The organism is Nesterenkonia lacusekhoensis, from assembly GCF_017876395.1.
Lineage (GTDB): Bacteria > Actinomycetota > Actinomycetes > Actinomycetales > Micrococcaceae > Nesterenkonia > Nesterenkonia lacusekhoensis.
Map to the genome: position 1 here is coordinate 2013282 of NZ_JAGINX010000001.1, position 16216 is coordinate 2029497.

Genomic DNA, 16216 nt, shown 5'->3' on the forward strand with positions numbered 1-16216 from the left:
CGTTCATTCTGTCAGCTCCGTTCACTCTGCGCGTGTGTAGCCAGTGCACAATGCGATCAGGCGATCGTTGGCCTCAGGCTCACCGATGGTGACCCGCACGCCGTCGCCGTCGAAGGCCCGCACCGCCAGCGCCTGCACCCCGGCCTCATGCGCAAAATCAAGGGACCTCTCCCCCAGCGGGAGCCACAGGAAATTGCCCTGGGCCTCCGGGATCCGCCACCCGGCCTCCAGCAGGGCAGTGTGGACTCTTTGTCGCTCCTCTACAAGGTGGGCGACCCGCTCCTCCACCTGGTCCAGATGCTGCAGAGAGGCGACGGCGGCGGCCTCCCCCACAGTGGAGACGGTGAAGGGCACGGTCACCACGCGCAGGTGCTGGGTGATCTCCTGGTTCGCGATGGAATACCCCACCCGCAGCGTGGCCAGACCGTGGGCCTTGGAGAAGGTGCGCAGCACCGCCACGTTCGGATGGCTGCGGTAGAGCGCCAGAGAGTCCAGCGGATCCTCGATCCGCACGAACTCCTGATAGGCCTCATCGATGACCACCACGACATCCTCAGGCACCTGAGCCAGGAACTCAGCGACCTCCGTGTGAGTCAGAGCCGGCCCGGTCGGATTGTTGGGGGTGCAGAGCAGGATGACCCGGGTCTCGTCCGTGATGGCTTCCAGCATGGCCGCCAGGTCATGACGCCCGTCCTCGGTGACCGGGATCATGACATCCTTGGCACCGGCGGTGCGCACCACGATCGGATAGGCCTCGAAGGACCGCCAGGCGTAGATGACCTCATCCTGGCCGCCGTCGGAACGGGTGCCGGCGAAGGTGCTGATGATCTGGCTCAGCGCTCCCAGGCTGCCGGTGCCGACCACCACGTCCTCCGCGTCGACGCCATAGGTGGTCGCGATGGCTCCCCGCAGGCTCTCCGCTGTGGGGTTCGGGTACCGGTGCAGGGTGTCCACGGCGGCGATGGCCTCAGCCACTGCGGGCACCGGCCCCAGCGGGTTCTCGTTGGAGGAGAGCTTATACGGGGTCAGGCCCTCTGCCGGCGTCGGCGGCTTTCCGGCGGCGTAGGCAGGCAGGGTCTTCAGCGTCTCCCGCGGGGTGACGGGCATGGGCCGGTCTCCTTCTCAGAGTCTTCTCACACAGCACGTGAGATCATGTGTCCTGTGAGAATCCTACTGGCGATCATCCTCAACGCACTGGCTCTCGGAGCGGCCGCCTTCCTGGTTCCCGGCATCGGGATCCCTCAGGGTGCGGGCGACACCGGGACCCTGATCCTGTCCTACCTGGCCGTGGGCGCAGTCTTCGGGCTGGTCAACGTGATCATCAAACCGGTGGTCTCGCTGCTGGCCCTGCCGATCACCTGCCTGACGCTGGGGCTCTTCGCCCTGGTGATCAACGCCGCGATGCTGATGCTGACCGGCTGGCTGACCTCTCTGGTCTCGCTGATCCCGACCTTCCAGGTGCCCAGCTTCTTCTGGGACGCCGTCCTCGGCGGCATCATCGTGGCGCTGGTCTCCGCGCTGCTGAACCGGTTCGTGGTCTCGTCCCGAGCCTGAGGCGTCTTCTTCAGCCGGCAGGTTCCGTCTCAGTCTCTGCGGCGGCCTGTTCCCAGTCCGCTGAGAAGACGTAGGTCTGCGCCTGACCGGAGTAGAGCTGTCCGAACTCGGCGAGCATGGCCTGCTCCTCCGGACTCAGGTGCTCCTGAGGGGTCTCCTCCAGGCGTCCGATCGCCTCCATGTGGTGCCCATAATCGTGAGCCCCGCCGAAGGGACCGGCCCAGCCGACGTCCTCATTGTGGAAGTCGTAGGTGATGGCCAGACGATCGCTGGACTCCTGATGGGCCTGCCCCAGGATGTGATTGACCGGATCCCGACTGTCCTGGAGATGGACCACAGAAGTGCCTGCCGGCAGCGTGCGGGACTGCCCCGCGGCGCCGATCGTGCTGACTGCCCGGAGGTTGTAACGCTCCCGCAGAGTCCGGCTGGCCGCCAAGTTGGTGGCACCGATCCCTCCGAGGCTGTAGCCGCTCAGCGCCACGGCCGCGCCCGGATCCGCTCCGACCTCGGCCAGCGCCTGATCGACGACTCCGGCCAGCTGGTCAGAATCATTCAGGGCGGCGTCGAGGTATCCCAGATATCCGCGCCCATCCTCCCGATTGATATCGGTGGGGTCCACGTCCAGACCGGGCAGATAGACCATATAGACCGGTTCGCCCGCCGCATCCCGGGTGACCGTCACGGCCACGTCACCCTGCGCGCTGACCTGGCCCATCTCCTGATAGAAGTGCTGGATGGACTGATCACCCTGATGCTCGAACGCGGTGGTCTGCTCACCCAGCTGCAGATGGTGGCTCTCCAGCTCCTCCTGGGCCAAGGCGTCCTGACTCAGCTGCTGCCCCATCCGGACCAGCGGCCACGCGCCTCCGGCGTGCTGGTGGAGCATCCCGCCGCCCAGCACAGTGGCGGCGGTGGCCCAGTCGTAGGCCACCCACGGGTCACCCATGCCCAGTGGAGCGCCCGCGAGATTCTGCAGGACGAATCCGGCGTCGCTGACCAGAACGCCCAGGTCCATCCACCGCCGCGCCGCACCCTCCGCTCCCCGGTAGACCTCATGGGCGGTGTCCACTGCGATGCGCCCCTGCTCCACCGCCTCCTTGACCGCGATCATCCGAACGCCCAGCAGGCTCATCCGTGTTGCGAACAGCGGGATGCGCCAATGCAGCGGAAGCGGCGCGGTCGCCAGCTGCCCGGCCGCGCTCTGGACAGTGCTGAGCTGCTCACCGCTGATGTGCGTGGCCTCGCCCAGATGGGTCGTGGCACTGAGCAGCTGCTCCCAGGCGAGATTCACCTGAGTGGGGCCGCCGGAGCTGGTGACGCTGAACCCGGAGGCCCCAACGTGCGGGACCATCACGGTTCCGGGCGCCTGGGCGTATTCGACGGTCATGCTCTCTCCTGTCTCATCGTGGAGCGGTCAGGCCTGCAGGCCCGGAAGTTCAGTCGGTCCCCGGCAGGGAGGAGATCAGTTCCTCGAGCGTGTAGAGCACCGGGGGAACTCCGCCGTGCTCCTCCAAGAAACGGATGAAGCTGACCGGGTCCCCCACTGCGTCAGCAGCCCGTGTCACAACGTCGGGCAGCAGATCCACCGCGACGCCGACGGCGGCCCCCACCAGGTGGGCCACCGTTCTGGCCAGCTCGGCAGCCTCGCGCAGCTCCCCGGCGATGGTCCGCGCCTCCTGGGCCAGCTCCGCAGCCTCCCCGCCGACGAAGACTCCCTCTCCTCTGACGAAGCCCACTGCCGCGCTGAAGGCCTCCCCTGCGCTGGAGTCCCAGGCGCAGCCCTCCGCCCGGGCCACCGCCGAGTCGTAGGGACCGGCCAAGGCGTCCACCCTCCCCAGAGCAGCGGCCATCTCCTCATAGACCGAGGCGGTCCGGTCCAACTCCGTGGCGGCGTAGCTCAACATGCTCTGGCCCCTTCTGTCGATGCGCCTGATCCGCTGGTCTCTCCGCCCTCCACGCTAGAGAGCGCGGACCGGACCGCAGCCGGAGACGCCCGGTTCTGTGGAGGACCGGGCGCGGCGTCGTGACTCAGCCCAGGGGTGTGGAGGAAACGTGACAAAATGAGCCGCATGGCCAACTCCACTGCTCTCTCTGCTGACCAGGACCGCGTCTCCCTCGCCGCGGCCGAGCCCACGATCGCCCTCGGCGCGCTGGACGGGCGCTACCGCAGCGCCGTCGCGCCTCTGGTGGACCACCTCTCCGAAGCCGCGCTGAACCGCAACCGCATCCACGTGGAGGTCGAGTGGTTCATCCATCTCTGCCGCGAGCAGGTGCTGCCCGGGCTGCCGGAGCTGAGCTCGGATCAGATCGATGGGCTGCGCGGGATCGTCACCAGCTTCGGCTCCGAGGAGATCGCCGAGCTCGGCATGATCGAGGCTGAGACTGTCCACGATGTGAAGGCTGTGGAGTACTTCATCGCCCGTCGTCTGGACGGCCTGGGGCTGGGCGAGCTGACCCCGCTGGTGCACTTCGCCTGCACCTCCGAAGACATCAACAACCTCTCCTACGCCGTGGGCATCCGCGACGCCGTCGAGCAGGTCTGGCTGCCCGCCGCCCGGCAGGCGCTCGACGGGCTCTCCAGCCTCGCCGAGCAGGCCGCCGAGGTGCCGATGCTCTCGCGCACCCACGGCCAGCCCGCCACTCCCTCCACGCTGGGCAAGGAGATCGCCGTGTTCGTCCACCGGCTGGGCCGCCAGGTCCGCCGGATCGAACAGCAGGAATACCTGGGCAAGATCAACGGCGCCACCGGCACCTACGCAGCACACCTGGCGGCCGCTCCCGAGGCCGACTGGCCCGGCATCGCCCAGCGGTTCGTGGAGACGCTGGGACTGACCTTCAACCCGCTGACCACCCAGATCGAGTCCCACGACTTCCAGGCCGAGCTCTACGCGGACATCGCCCGGTTCAACCGGATCCTGCACGGACTGTGCGTGGACATCTGGTCCTACATCTCCATCGGCTTCTTCAAGCAGATCCCCGTGGCTGGCGCCACCGGCTCCTCGACGATGCCGCATAAGGTCAACCCGATCCGGTTCGAGAACGCTGAGGCCAACCTGGAGATCTCCAACGCTCTGCTGGATGCCCTGGGCTCGACCCTGGTGGAGTCCCGCTGGCAGCGCGACCTCACCGACTCCTCCGGCCAGCGCAACATCGGCACCGGGCTCGGTCATTCGGTGCTGGCGCTGTCCAATGTGACCAAGGGCCTCAAGCAGCTGGATGTGGCCGATGAGGTCATCGCCGCAGATCTGGACTCCAACTGGGAGGTCCTCGGCGAGGCCATCCAGACCGTCATGCGTGCCGAGTCCATCGCCGGCGTCGAAGGTTTGGAGAACCCCTACGAGCGGCTCAAGGAGCTGACCCGCGGCCGCCGTGTGGACGCTGAGAAGCTCAAGGAGTTCGTCTCCGGGCTGGGTCTCTCCGCCGAGGCCGAGGAGCGGCTGAAGCACCTGACCCCGGATCAGTACACCGGGCTGGCGGCGTCGCTGGCCAAGCAGTTCAGCCGCTGAGGCTCAGCCCTTCAGGCGATTCGAGCGGGGTTTCAGCCCTTTTGGAGGCTCCAGACGGCTCATAAGGGCCTAAACCCCGCTCGAATCGCAGGTCCCACGCCGGGACAGCAACCGGTCGAGGCCCCAGAGCAGCAGTCCGATCAGCACGTACGCCGCGATGATCCAGACCAGGTAGACCCCGACGCCGGCATAGCCCATCCGCGGCACGTCGAGGATCTCGTAGGGGTACCAGTCCAGCGCCGGGCCGCGTGCCAGAGTCGCGCCCAGCCAGGCCATCGGGACCAGCAACGAGAGCAGCATCGCCCGGCCGCCGATCCGTCCGTGCGGACCGATGACCACCCACACCAGAGGGACCAGCACCGGCACAATCAGGTGCAGCACGGTGTCATTGAAGAACTGGGCGCCGCGCAGCACGTCATCGCCGCGCAGCAGCAGGTTGAACACCCCGCCGGTGATGATCACGCACACCACTGCGGCCAGGCGCAGGGCGTGGAACGCGGCTGAGCGGATCTGCGGCCGCCACGCCAGCACCGCCGACGTCGCCGCAGCCAGCAGCCCGGAGACGAAGGTGAAGTAGGCCAGCTGGTTGAGCATATGGTCCCACCCGGCCGAGAATCCCCCGGCGAATCCGGCGCCCGTGGGGAGATCGGTGCCCCGTGTCCACCCGAGGTAGAGCGAGCTGGTCAGCCCGGCCGCACAGAGCAGCGCCACCGCGGCGTGGACCAGACGGACCGGCGTCGTGCTCTGCGAGGGTTTCGGTGTGGTCTCAGCGGTGCTCACGTGGAGATTCTGCCACGGGCACTTCTGCGAGACTGCGCTACCCGCCGAAGCCGAGGATCTCGACGCCGGCCGAGGTGGCGTAGGCGGCCACCACGCACCAGAGCACTGTGCCGGCGCTGACCCAGAGGAACGACGAGGTGGCACGCACACCCAGGCCCACAGCGACCACGGCCGAGACCTGGGTGCCCAATCCCACCGGGCCCACCAGAGCCAACAGCGGGAGCCCTCCGCGGTCCATGACCTTCTCGATCCGAGCCCGTCGCTTCAGCGCTTTGGCTCGGCGGTGTGCCTCCGCCTCCACGTCGAGCTGCCGACGGCGGCGCTCTCGGCGACGGGAGAACCAGCTGCGCATCGCCTCGCCGAAGTACGCGGCGATGCCCACGGTCAGCAGGTTGCCGATGATCGCGGCCAGCAGCACCGGCGCTGCAGGAAGGCCCGCGATCAGGCCGGCGGGGATGACGATGGGAGCCTCCAGCCAAGGAGTCGCTCCGCCCAGGAAGATCCCCAGGATCCCCCACCACTCTGCAGCGCTCATCGCACACTCCTCACCCACGGCACTGACGACGGCGGACGGGCACTCTGCAGAGGGCCCAGAAACTATACCAATCGTACAGTTAAGTCAGCCTGAGGGCGATCCGGAGTCGGCCTCGGCAAGGGCGGGGGCCGGCGTCGGACTCAGGTGGTCTCTCCGGGCCGGATCTCCAGGCGGCCCACATAGCGGTACATCATGCGGTCCACCTTCCAGATGATCCAGGCCACAGCAAGGAAGACCGCCAACACACCTGCGGCCACACCGAGCACGGCCGGGTAGCCCAGGCGGGGCACGTCGAGGATCGAGTACGGGTACCAGTCCAGGCCGGGGCCCCGCACCAGAGTCATGATGAACCAAAGGGTCGGCGGCACCGGCGAGAGCAGCACGACAGTGCCGGTGATCCGACCGTGGGGCCCGCCCATCAGCCACACCAGCGGGACCAGCACCGGCAGCATCAGATGGTAGATCGAATCATTGACCAGCTTGACCCCGTCCAGCAGGTCCGGAGTGCGCAGCAGCAGATTCCAGAGGAAGCCGCTGAGGATCATGCAGACGATGCCGGAGAGCCGCAGTGCATGGAAAGCGGTCCCCCACCGGGTGCCACAGCCGATATGGGGGCGCAGCATCAGCGCCAGAGAGGTGGCGAAGACCATCGCGGCGGAGATGAACGTGAAGTGCACCGGCTGGTTGAGGATATGCATCCATCCGGCGGGGATCCCGCCTTCGAAGGTGGCGCCGGTGGGGATGCCGGTGGGGTGGTGCCACCCGATCCAGAACGACGTCACCAGCCCGACGCCGGTCACTGCCGCCAGAACTCCGTGGACAGCACGGCCAGCAGGCGGCGCCGGTTCGACGCGTCGGCGCACCTCTTCGCTGTGCGGCTCGTCCCCCATATGAGCCCCTTTCCTTCTCCCCGGAGCATAGCGGAATGCTCACACTGCTGTCCTGATCTCGTACACTGAGCGTCATGGGCATTCATGCAATCTTTCAGCAGGTCGCGCGTCCTTGGACGGACGCCGCGGCGCCGCACTGCTGATCTCTCTTCCGCGATCCGCCGGAGCACTCGCCGTCTGATCTGCCGCTGAGGCCTCTCAGCGCCGTCAGTCGAGCTCTTCTGAGGCTCCCGCTGCTCTGGGGCACCCACACCTGGGGTGCTCGCCTGCCCGTGCGTCGCCGCACCAGCTCACCGAACAGCTGGGCGGCACCTCTGATCGTGCCTGCCCGGGGACATCTTCAGCATTCCGGGAGAACCGATGCGCACCTATACCGACGGCCGTCATGAGCACGGCCAGAACTTCCTCCGCGACCAACAGACCATCCGCCGGATGACCGATCTGGCCGCCCGAACTGAGGGACCGATCCTCGAGGTCGGCCCGGGCCGCGGCGCCCTGACCTTCCCTCTGGAAGAGCTGGGGCGACCCATGACCGCTGTGGAGATCGATCAACGACTCGCTCAGCGTCTCAGCCGACACTGCGGGGGCGAAACGTCAATCATCCATGGAGACTTCCTGCGTCACCGGCTCCCCGAGACGCCGCATACCGTGGTCGGCAACCTCCCCTTCCACCTGACCACAGCGATCCTTCGCAGACTGCTCCACCACCCCCACTGGGAGCAGGCCGTCCTGATCACACAGTGGGAGGTCGCTCGGCGTCGTGCAGGAGTGGGCGGGTCCTCGATGATGACGGCTCAATGGGCTCCTTATTACTCGTTCGAACTGCAGGGCCGAGTTCCCGCGCAGGCCTACTCCCCAGCCCCAGCGGTGGACGGCGGCATCCTCACAGTCACCCGCCGGCGCGATCCCCTGCTGCCGTGGAAGCATCGCAGCGCCTACGCGGGATTCGTCCACCGGCTGTTCACCGGACCCGGACGAGGAATCGGCCAGATTCTCCAGCGGACACACGGTCTGACCCGTGTTCAGGCGGGCAGAAGGCTTGGCGAGGCCAGCATCCAAGCCTCGGCCCTGCCCAAGCACCTCACCGCTGAACAGTGGGTCAGACTCTTTCAACGGTGCGGAGCCGACGCCCGCCCCGCCCGCAGTCCGAAAGGCCTCAGCCGAGGAAGATGACGAAGAAGTAGACGGCCAGCGCGATGAAGGGGGCGAAGAGCAGCGCGTGCAGGAACACGTGGCCCCGCAGAATGGCCGCGAACTCCCGCAGGAACGCGCTGGGCACGTAGTAGCCGGCTGTGCGGGCCCCGACCACTTCGGCGTCGAGCTTCAGCCGGCGGGCCAGCAGGGCGGCGCGCAGCACGTGATAGTTGCTGGTGGCCACCAGCAGCGGACCCGGCTGAGCCGCACCGCGCCGGACGGCGTCGTCATAGATCGGCACAGAGAACCGAAGGTTCTGCTCTGTGTTGGCCGCTCGGGTCTCAGCGATGATGTGGCTGGGGTCCGCACCGTGGTCGATCAGGTACTCGGCCATTCCCTCACCCTCGGAGCGGGATTCGTCCTCGCCCTGACCACCGGAGGGGATCAGCAGGGGCTTGGGCTCAGGAGTCTGACGGTAGATGTCCAAGGCCCGGTCCAGCCGCGAGGCCAGCAGCGGCGGCACCCTGCCCTCGATCAGCTGGGATCCCAGCACCACGACGGCGGCGGGCCGGGTCTTATTCCGAGTTCTGCCATAGATCACCGCGTAGGTCAGGAAGATCAGGAAGACCAGGCCCAGATAGCCCACCCCGAAGAAGATCAGCACTGCCAGCGGCACGGTGACCACGGCCAGGTGCGTGCCCGCGTTGAGCAGGTTGATCACTGCCAGCGGAGAGACGAAGATGCCGAGTCCCGCCAGCAGGGAGAGCAGGTTGCCCAGGCTCCTGCCCTCGCGTCGGGCCATGGTGATGCCGTTGACGATCAGGAAGACGCCCAGCAGCAGCATGCCGGCCAGCGCCAGGAGGATGGCCTTGGCCAGCAGCCACTGCAGAGCGGGGATCTCCTCCCAGAGCAGGTCCAGTGTGCCGGCGAGGACCAGCAGGACACCGACGACCAGCGCGACGCCGTTGCGCAGCATGCGCCGGTCCTGACGGCGGAAGACGACGTAGAGGAGCAGGCTGAGGAGTCCGAGGCCGAGGAGGATCACAGCTCTCAGCCTGCCCAGAGCCTCCCCACTCTCTCCCCGCTCCCGCGGGAATTGCGTACCCGATTCTCGACAATGGGGTACTCGGCCCCCGCATTCTCAACGACCAGGTACACGATTCCGCCGGTACGCGATTTCTCGAGCGCAGATCTATGCTGGAGGTCATGCCGATTCTGAAGGGCACCGCCCTGGCCCTGACGTGCGCCGGGGCGCTGACGCTGACCTCCTGCGGAACCGACGCCACCGAGGAGCGCATCACGGTCTACGCGGCGGCCAGCCTGCACGAGGTCTTCGAGGAGATCGGCGATCTCTACACCGAAGAGACCGGCACCGCGGTGGAGTTCAGCTTCGCCGGATCGGCCGATCTGCTGGCCCAGCTGGAGCAGGGCGCCCCGGCCGACGTGCTGGTCACCGCCGATGAACAGACGATGAGCCGAGCCGCGGAGGACGAGCTGCTGGCCGAGACTCCGCAGGTCTTCGCCGCCAACACCCTGGCGCTGGCCACCCCGGCAGGCAATCCCGCCGGAATCACCGGCCTGGAGGATCTGGAGCGCGAGGACGTGATCTCCGTGCTCTGTGCTCCCCAGGTCCCCTGCGGGGCGCTGAGCCGGGAACTGACCGCAGCAGCCGGCGTCGAGCCTGTACCGGCCAGCGAGGAGAATTCGGTCACCGATGTGCTGGGCAAAGTGCGCTCGGCTGAGGCCGACGCCGGCCTGGTCTACGCCAGCGATGTTCAGGCCGCCGGTGAGGACGTGGAGACCATCGAGATCGACGACGCCGAGGATCACCTCAACCGCTATCCCGGTGCCGTGCTGGAGTCGGCTGAGGTTCCCGAGGAAGCCGCTGAGTTCCTCGCCTTCCTGGCCATGCCCGAGGCGACCGAACTGCTCCACGAGGCTGGTTTCCGGACGGGTGAAGACGGCTGGTGAGCTCCGCTGCGACGCCGAACCGCCCGTTGCGCGCACGCAGGCGAGCGACTCGCGGTCCACTGACTCCCTCAGGGCTGCCCCGGTGGCTGCTGCTGCCGGCTGGGCTCGGGGCGCTGCTGGTCCTGCTGCCCGTGGCTGCCATGTTCCTGCAGGTCAGCTGGTCAGATCTGCCTTCGCTGCTGACTTCAGAGTCTGCTGTGGATGCTCTGCTGCTGAGTCTGCGCACTGCGGCTTCCGCCACGGCGCTCTGCCTACTGCTCGGCGTCCCGTTGGCAGCGGTCCTCGCCCAGGCACGCTTCAGAGGGGTGGGCCTGTTGCGTGGGCTGGTGCTGCTGCCGCTGGTGCTGCCGCCGGTGGTCGGCGGCATTGCGCTGCTGACCGTCTTCGGCCGGCAAGGTCTGCTGGGCGGTGCCCTGGAGGTGCTGGGCATGCAGATCGCCTACTCCACCGTGGCCGTGGTGCTGGCTCAGACCTTCGTCTCGCTGCCTTTCCTGGTGGTCACTGTGGAGACGGCGCTGCGCGACCTGGACCGGCAGATGATCGAGGCTGCCGTGATGGACGGTGCCGGGCGGACCATGGTGCTGCGTGCCGTGGCGCTGCCGCTGATCCTGCCCAGCCTGGTCTCGGGAGTGATCCTCGCCTTCGCCCGATCCCTGGGAGAGTTCGGGGCCACCATCGCTTTCGCGGGAAGCCTCCAGGGCGTCACCCGGACACTGCCGCTGGAGATCTATCTGCAGCGGGAGACGGACCCGCAGGCGGCCGTGGCACTCTCGCTGCTGCTGGTGCTGGCCGCGCTGCTGGTCATCGGGCTGGCCGGCTCGCGGCGTGGAAGGCCTTGATCCGGCGCAGACCCTCCTCCACCGCCTCCTTGCCCGGTGCCAGGGAGAGCCGCACCCACTGGTCACCGTGGACCGGGTCGAAATCTGTGCCGGGCACCACGGCGACGCCGGCCTCCTCCAGCAGCGCCGCGCAGTAGTCCTCTGAGCTGTCGAAGCGCTGAAGATGCTCCCCGAGATGGGCGTAGACGTAGAAGGCGCCGTCGGCCGGGGCCACGCGGCCCCATCCGAGGTCGTCCAAGGCATCCAGGACCAGGTGACGGGCAGCGGCATACTCGGCCACCTGTGACTGCGCGAAGTCCATGGATTCTGCGCCGAAGGCCTCCACGGCGGCGATCTGGGAGCCGTGCGGTGCACACAGCGCGATGTTGCCGCCCAGCCGGGCCACAGGGTCCACCAGGTACTCGGGCAGGACAGTCCAGCCCAGCCGCCAGCCCGGCATGCCCCAGTATTTGGAGAAGGAGGAGATGATCACGGCGTCGTCGGTGACTTCGGCTGCGCTGACGGCCGGCTCACCGAAGCTGATGCCGTGGTAGATCTCGTCACTGATCAGCTGGGCGCCGTGGTCTGTGCACCACTGGGCCAGGCTGCGCAGCTGTTCCCGGCCGATCATCGTGCCGGTGGGGTTGGCCGGTGAGGCGATGATCAGCCCATCCAGCGGACCGTTCTGGGCGACCTCTGCCTCCAGCTGCTCCACCGTGGGCTGGAAGCGGACTTCCGGGCCGCAGTCCAGGTCCACGACTTCGATGCCCAAGCTGGCCAAGATGTTGCGGTAGGCCGGATAGCCAGGACGGGCCAGCGCAACGCGTGCCCCAGGGTCGAAGGCGGCCAGGAAGCTCAGCACGAAGGCCCCGGAGGATCCGGTGGTCACGGCGATCCGCTCAACCGGCAGCTCGACGCCGTACCAGCTGCGGTAGTGCTCGCCCAGAGCCTCGCGCAGCGGCAGGATCCCGAATCCCGCGCTGTAGTTGAGCACCGTGTTGTCTTCATGGATCTGTGCGGCCGCCCGGTTCACCGCCGGCGGGGCGCCGGATCCCGGCTCCCCGGCGGTCAGCGAGACAACATCACGCCCGGCAGCCCGCATACGCTCCAGCTGAGCGACGATGCTCATGACCTTGAATCCAGGCACATCAGAACGGGCGGCGGCAGAGCGGCGGGTCATAGGCCCAGCCTATCGGCACCGGCGTGCATCAGCGGGCGGCGTCGGGCTCTCTGACGCGAACGATCTGAGCCAGCAGCGCCAGGATGGGCAGCTCGATCAGCGGGCCGATCACCAGAGCCACGGCGATCAGCGGCCGGTCCGGGAAGGCCGCCACCGCCAGCGCCAACGCAATGGGCGAGTTGCGCGCCACCGTGGTCATGATCAATGTGACCCGGCGGTCGGCAGGCAGCCGGAGCGCCTTCCCGACGCCGGCGGAGAGCAGCGGAAGCGCCGTGAAGAAGATCAACAGCGGAGGAAGCAGCAGGAGCAGCGCATCCCAGTGTTCGGCGACCGTGTGAGCATGGGCGGCGAACATCGCTCCCACTGCCAGACAGAGCAGCGGGATCACCGCGGCTGAGGCTGGGGCCGTGACGCGGCGCTGCATGGCCTGGCGTCCGATGATCCGTGGCAGGCCGCGACGCAGGATGCTGGCAAGAACAGCAGGGAAGAACAGGACCAGCAGCACCGCTTCAAAGAGCAGACGCCAGTCCAACCCCACACCCTCCCCGCCGAGCAGGAGGATGTAGAGCGGCAGCAGCGCCAGCTGCAGGACCAGGTTGATCGGCAGCAGAGCAGCGGCGATCCCGGTGTGGCCGCGCGCCACGGCAGTGAACACCAGATACCAATCGGTGCAGGGCGTGACCAGCAGCAGAAGCAGCCCGATCCGCAGATCCGGCTCCGCGCCCAGCAGCCCCGCACCCAACGCCCAGGCCAGACCGGGAGTGACCACGAAGTTCAGCACCAGACTGGCCGCCACCAGGCTCTTCGCCCGGGCCGCCGCGGCGAACTGCGCCAGGTCGATCTGCAGGAAGATCGCAGCGAGCATCACCAGCAGCGCCGGCAGCACCACATGCTCGGCCAGCTGGGCCTGCGGGAACATCAGGCCCGCGCAGAGCCCGACGACGGCAGCCAGGGCGACGAAGATGCTCTGGAACCGCTCGGCCAGGCTCATGGAGCCGCCCCCACGACGGCGAACAACCAGTACCAGACCATCTCAGCATCCTACCGACCGGCGTCGGGCCCTCACCCGGCGATACGCAGACACGTTGTGTGGGCACTTTCTGACGGAATGAGAGCGCTGCCGGCGCTCATAACACCGTAAAGTGCCCACACAACGCAGCTGAGGGTCTGCGCCAGAGGCTCGACAGTCCGGGAGTCAGCTGATCTGGTCGACCGGGGCTTCGTAGCGGAGGGTGGCGGCGATGTCGCCGCTGACCGAGGCACCGACCAGGCCTACCTGGGCGTCGATCTCGGCGGCCTGTCGCAGCAGCTCGTCCTCCTCCTCACCGCGGGTGCCGTAGCGCAGCAGCAGCGTCTCGACTGCGCCCAGCTGCACGGCCTTGCGGATCTCCTCAGCTCCTTCCACGGCTCGGCCGGCCGCCTGGAGCTCGTGGAAACGATCGGTCTGCTGCTGAGCACGGGCGATGACGATCTCACGCGCCACAGCGCCGAGATCCTCCACCAGGGAATCCTCGGCACCGCTGTCGGCGCTTCCCGAGGGGATGCCGCCGCCGGACTCGACCTCTTCAGCAATGGTTTTCAGATCGTCCGGCAGCTCTTCCTGCAGCCGCTTGCGGCCTTGGACCTCACCGGCGATCACCACGACGTCGGGCTGCCAACGGTTGGCCACTGACGAGAGTCGCTCGACGACATCACGGATGTTCTGCTTGGCGGCTTCATCAGCGGTGCGTTGGATCTGCTTATGGCTCAGTGCACCTTCACGAGGCTTGTGCACCGACTCCACCGCCGACCCGGAGACGCTCTCCTCAGCACCCTCGTGCAGGACTTCTGAGGAGGTCAGCACGAAACGGCGGAGCACCGCGCCCTCCTGGTCGGCGACAGCGACCAGCGCCCGCACCGAACGGAGACGCTCGCGGAGGTAGGAGCCGAGCTCGGCCGGCTCGCCGAGGACCGCATAGTCACCGCGGCCCAGTGCCGCATCCCAGTGCTCCTCCAGGAGCAGACCGTCCTGGTTGGCAACCAGCACGCGCCCCTCGGTCTGGACTTCGGTGATGTTCTCGATGAGCAGGGCGTCCTCCAGCGCTGCCACGGCCTGCTCGTGCGCCCCGGCGTCGCTGAGTTCACGCTTCAGGGCGTCCCAGCGCAGCCGCACCTGGTCCGCGGCATCCTCAGAGGGGTCACGGGCCTCCAGGTAGACCGTGGCGAAGGGTCCTTGAGCCTCGTAGACAGGACGGAACCTGCTGAGTTCGATCCCTGTACTGGCGTGTGCTGCTTCGGCCTGCATGGTGCTCCTTTCCGGGGAGGACCTCGCCTCCCCAAGGGATTCGGCGACAGCGAGGGGGCCTTCCCCCGAACCTAGTCAGTGTCCCCGAGCCGGTGCAACAGCCCGGGCCCGCAGGATGCGCTCATCACAGCTGAGCAGGGACAGGTCTGAGCGCAGGCTCAGATGTGATGGAATTGCTCGGTGCTCGATCTCCTGAACCCCGTGATCCTCTCTGTCCTCACCCTGGTCGCGCTGAGTCTGCTGCGCGTCAATGTGGTCATCGCTCTGCTGATCGCCGCCGTCGTGGGCGGGCTGACCGGCGGACTGTCCTTGGAAGGCACCTTCGACACGATGATCGAAGGGCTCGGCGGCCAGGGAGAGACCGCACTGAGCTACATCCTGCTGGGCACTCTGGCAGTCATGGTGGCCCGTTCCGGGCTGACCCGTAAGCTCATCCGCCGGGTCATGCCGCTGCTGCGCGGGCCCCGAGCCGTGGTGCTCTTCGCCATTGCGGGGCTGGCCTGCTTCTCACAGAACCTGGTGCCGGTGCACATCGCTTTCATCCCCATCCTGATCCCGCCGCTTCTGGCTGGCTTCGACCGGATGAAGATCGACCGCCGCGGTATCGCGGTGGCACTGACCTTCGGGCTGAAGGCGCCCTATTTGATCGTGCCGCTGGGCTTCGGACTGATCTTCCAGGGGATCATCGTCGACTCCATGCAGGAGCACGGCATGGAGATCTCTCTGGGCCAGATCCCGCTGGCGATGGCCTTCCCCGTGGCGGCCATGGCCGTGGGCCTGGCCATCGCGATCCTGGTGACCTACCGCAAGGACCGCGACTACGTCCCCGGCAGGCCGCTGGCCGGGATGGACGGCTCACCACTCGAGATTCTGGACTCGGAGGAGGAGCTGCACTGGACTCGCCAAGACGTGGCCGTGCTGCTGGGGCTGGCCGTGACTCTGGTGCTGCAGCTGGTCTACGGATCCCTGGTGATGGCCGCGCTGGCCGGCGTCGTGGTGATCTTCCTGCTGCGCGGCGAGCGGTGGACCGACGGCGACCCGATCGTGGACCGCGGTGTCGGCATGATGGGCACCATCGCCTTCATCATGCTGGTCGCCTCCGGCTACGCCACAGTGCTGACCGAGACCGGCTCTGTCGACGACCTGGTCTCCTCGGCGGCGGGCTGGATCGGTGACAGCCAGATCCTCGCCGCAGTGGTCATGATGACCGTGGGGCTGCTGGTGACCCTGGGCATCGGCACCTCCTTCGGCACAGTGCCGGTGCTTGCGGCGGTCTTCGTGCCGCTGGCGGCCACCGTCGGGTTCAGCCCGCTGGCCACGGCTGCGCTCATCGGCTCCGCCGGTGCACTCGGCGACGCCGGCGCGCCGGCCTCAGACTCAACGCTCGGCCCGACCTCAGGCCTGAACGCCGACGGACAGCACCACCACATCTGGGACACCTGCGTGCCCACGTTCCTGCACTACAACGTGCTGATCTTCGCCGGCGGCATCGTCGCCGCGATGGTGCTCTGAGGGAGAGACCGAGACGAGATCGCCCCGGGTTTCTCCCGCCCAGCGCCTCTCA

Annotated in this window: 16 protein-coding genes; 6 read left to right on the forward strand and 10 right to left on the reverse strand. The window is 67.7% G+C overall.

From position 1 onward, the window contains the following. Positions 1-21: 21 nt before the first annotated feature. Complete coding sequence (locus tag JOF45_RS09495; RefSeq protein ID WP_210049315.1) at positions 22-1107, reverse strand: histidinol-phosphate transaminase; 1086 nt, start codon at positions 1105-1107, stop codon at positions 22-24. 54 nt (positions 1108-1161) lie between these two features. On the opposite strand from JOF45_RS09495, the gene JOF45_RS09500 reads away from it, so the two are divergent. After that, entirely contained in the window at positions 1162-1554 is a 393-nt protein-coding gene (locus JOF45_RS09500) for a phage holin family protein (RefSeq protein WP_210049317.1), read from the forward strand. A 10-nt stretch (positions 1555-1564) separates the two neighbouring features. Here JOF45_RS09500 and JOF45_RS09505 read toward each other — a convergent pair whose 3' ends face one another. Both JOF45_RS09505 and JOF45_RS09510 read right to left on the reverse strand, forming a co-directional pair. After that, positions 1565-2941, reverse strand: a complete 1377-nt coding sequence (locus JOF45_RS09505; RefSeq protein WP_210049319.1) for a hypothetical protein — start codon at positions 2939-2941, stop codon at positions 1565-1567. A gap of 49 nt (positions 2942-2990) precedes the next feature. Continuing rightward, entirely contained in the window at positions 2991-3458 is a 468-nt protein-coding gene (locus JOF45_RS09510; protein WP_210049321.1) for a hypothetical protein, read from the reverse strand. A 165-nt stretch (positions 3459-3623) separates the two neighbouring features. On the opposite strand from JOF45_RS09510, the gene purB reads away from it, so the two are divergent. Next, complete coding sequence (purB, locus tag JOF45_RS09515) at positions 3624-5060, forward strand: adenylosuccinate lyase (protein ID WP_210051408.1); 1437 nt, start codon at positions 3624-3626, stop codon at positions 5058-5060. Between the two features lie 69 nt (positions 5061-5129). On the opposite strand, the gene JOF45_RS09520 is transcribed toward purB, so the two are convergent. The 3 genes from JOF45_RS09520 to JOF45_RS09530 all read right to left on the reverse strand — a co-directional run bounded on the left by JOF45_RS09520 (position 5130) and on the right by JOF45_RS09530 (position 7265). Further along, positions 5130-5840 carry a Pr6Pr family membrane protein gene (locus JOF45_RS09520; protein WP_210049322.1) on the reverse strand — a complete coding sequence of 237 codons (711 nt, stop codon included), beginning with the start codon at positions 5838-5840 and terminating at the stop codon, positions 5130-5132. Positions 5841-5877: 37 nt separating this feature from the next. Next, positions 5878-6375 carry a small multi-drug export protein gene (locus tag JOF45_RS09525; protein ID WP_210049323.1) on the reverse strand — a complete coding sequence of 166 codons (498 nt, stop codon included), beginning with the start codon at positions 6373-6375 and terminating at the stop codon, positions 5878-5880. 140 nt (positions 6376-6515) lie between these two features. Further along, on the reverse strand, positions 6516-7265 hold the full coding sequence (locus tag JOF45_RS09530) for a Pr6Pr family membrane protein (RefSeq protein ID WP_210049324.1): 750 nt from the start codon (positions 7263-7265) through the stop codon (positions 6516-6518). 360 nt (positions 7266-7625) lie between these two features. On the opposite strand from JOF45_RS09530, the gene erm reads away from it, so the two are divergent. Further along, positions 7626-8438, forward strand: coding sequence for a 23S ribosomal RNA methyltransferase Erm (erm, locus tag JOF45_RS09535; RefSeq protein ID WP_210049325.1), 813 nt, complete (start codon positions 7626-7628; stop codon positions 8436-8438). Here erm and JOF45_RS09540 read toward each other — a convergent pair. Next, complete coding sequence (locus JOF45_RS09540; RefSeq protein WP_342591454.1) at positions 8422-9444, reverse strand: YdcF family protein; 1023 nt, start codon at positions 9442-9444, stop codon at positions 8422-8424. The two genes, erm and JOF45_RS09540, sit on opposite strands and share 17 nt — an antisense overlap. A gap of 161 nt (positions 9445-9605) precedes the next feature. Between JOF45_RS09540 and modA the strand changes: the two genes are divergently transcribed. Continuing rightward, on the forward strand, positions 9606-10370 hold the full coding sequence (modA, locus tag JOF45_RS09545; protein WP_210049326.1) for a molybdate ABC transporter substrate-binding protein: 765 nt from the start codon (positions 9606-9608) through the stop codon (positions 10368-10370). Between the two features lie 26 nt (positions 10371-10396). Next, positions 10397-11209 (forward strand): ABC transporter permease, encoded by an 813-nt coding sequence (locus JOF45_RS09550; RefSeq protein WP_378578422.1) that lies wholly within the window; start codon positions 10397-10399, stop codon positions 11207-11209. Here the strand turns inward: JOF45_RS09550 and JOF45_RS09555 are convergent. The 3 genes from JOF45_RS09555 to JOF45_RS09565 all read right to left on the reverse strand — a co-directional run bounded on the left by JOF45_RS09555 (position 11172) and on the right by JOF45_RS09565 (position 14652). Further along, on the reverse strand, positions 11172-12368 hold the full coding sequence (locus JOF45_RS09555) for a pyridoxal phosphate-dependent aminotransferase (RefSeq protein WP_210049327.1): 1197 nt from the start codon (positions 12366-12368) through the stop codon (positions 11172-11174). The two genes, JOF45_RS09550 and JOF45_RS09555, sit on opposite strands and share 38 nt — an antisense overlap. Positions 12369-12396: 28 nt before the next feature. Next, positions 12397-13359 (reverse strand): arsenic resistance protein, encoded by a 963-nt coding sequence (locus JOF45_RS09560; RefSeq protein ID WP_210049328.1) that lies wholly within the window; start codon positions 13357-13359, stop codon positions 12397-12399. Between the two features lie 204 nt (positions 13360-13563). Next, complete coding sequence (locus JOF45_RS09565) at positions 13564-14652, reverse strand: baeRF2 domain-containing protein (protein ID WP_210049329.1); 1089 nt, start codon at positions 14650-14652, stop codon at positions 13564-13566. Between the two features lie 180 nt (positions 14653-14832). Between JOF45_RS09565 and JOF45_RS09570 the strand changes: the two genes are divergently transcribed. Next, positions 14833-16164 (forward strand): Na+/H+ antiporter family protein, encoded by a 1332-nt coding sequence (locus JOF45_RS09570; RefSeq protein ID WP_210049330.1) that lies wholly within the window; start codon positions 14833-14835, stop codon positions 16162-16164. The last annotated feature ends 52 nt before the right edge of the window (positions 16165-16216 follow it).

Excerpts from the sequence above, each read along its gene's own strand:
- JOF45_RS09495 (WP_210049315.1), bottom strand. The coding sequence starts at position 1,107 with ATGCCCGTCACCCCGCGGGAGACGCTGAAGACCCTGCCTGCCTACGCC.
- JOF45_RS09505 (WP_210049319.1), bottom strand. The coding sequence starts at position 2,941 with ATGACCGTCGAATACGCCCAGGCGCCCGGAACCGTGATGGTCCCGCAC.
- JOF45_RS09510 (WP_210049321.1), bottom strand. The coding sequence starts at position 3,458 with ATGTTGAGCTACGCCGCCACGGAGTTGGACCGGACCGCCTCGGTCTAT.
- purB (WP_210051408.1), top strand. The coding sequence starts at position 3,624 with ATGGCCAACTCCACTGCTCTCTCTGCTGACCAGGACCGCGTCTCCCTC.
- JOF45_RS09525 (WP_210049323.1), bottom strand. The coding sequence starts at position 6,375 with ATGAGCGCTGCAGAGTGGTGGGGGATCCTGGGGATCTTCCTGGGCGGA.
- JOF45_RS09530 (WP_210049324.1), bottom strand. The coding sequence starts at position 7,265 with ATGGGGGACGAGCCGCACAGCGAAGAGGTGCGCCGACGCGTCGAACCG.
- erm (WP_210049325.1), top strand. The coding sequence starts at position 7,626 with ATGCGCACCTATACCGACGGCCGTCATGAGCACGGCCAGAACTTCCTC.
- modA (WP_210049326.1), top strand. The coding sequence starts at position 9,606 with ATGCCGATTCTGAAGGGCACCGCCCTGGCCCTGACGTGCGCCGGGGCG.
- JOF45_RS09555 (WP_210049327.1), bottom strand. The coding sequence starts at position 12,368 with ATGACCCGCCGCTCTGCCGCCGCCCGTTCTGATGTGCCTGGATTCAAG.
- JOF45_RS09560 (WP_210049328.1), bottom strand. The coding sequence starts at position 13,359 with ATGAGCCTGGCCGAGCGGTTCCAGAGCATCTTCGTCGCCCTGGCTGCC.
- JOF45_RS09565 (WP_210049329.1), bottom strand. The coding sequence starts at position 14,652 with ATGCAGGCCGAAGCAGCACACGCCAGTACAGGGATCGAACTCAGCAGG.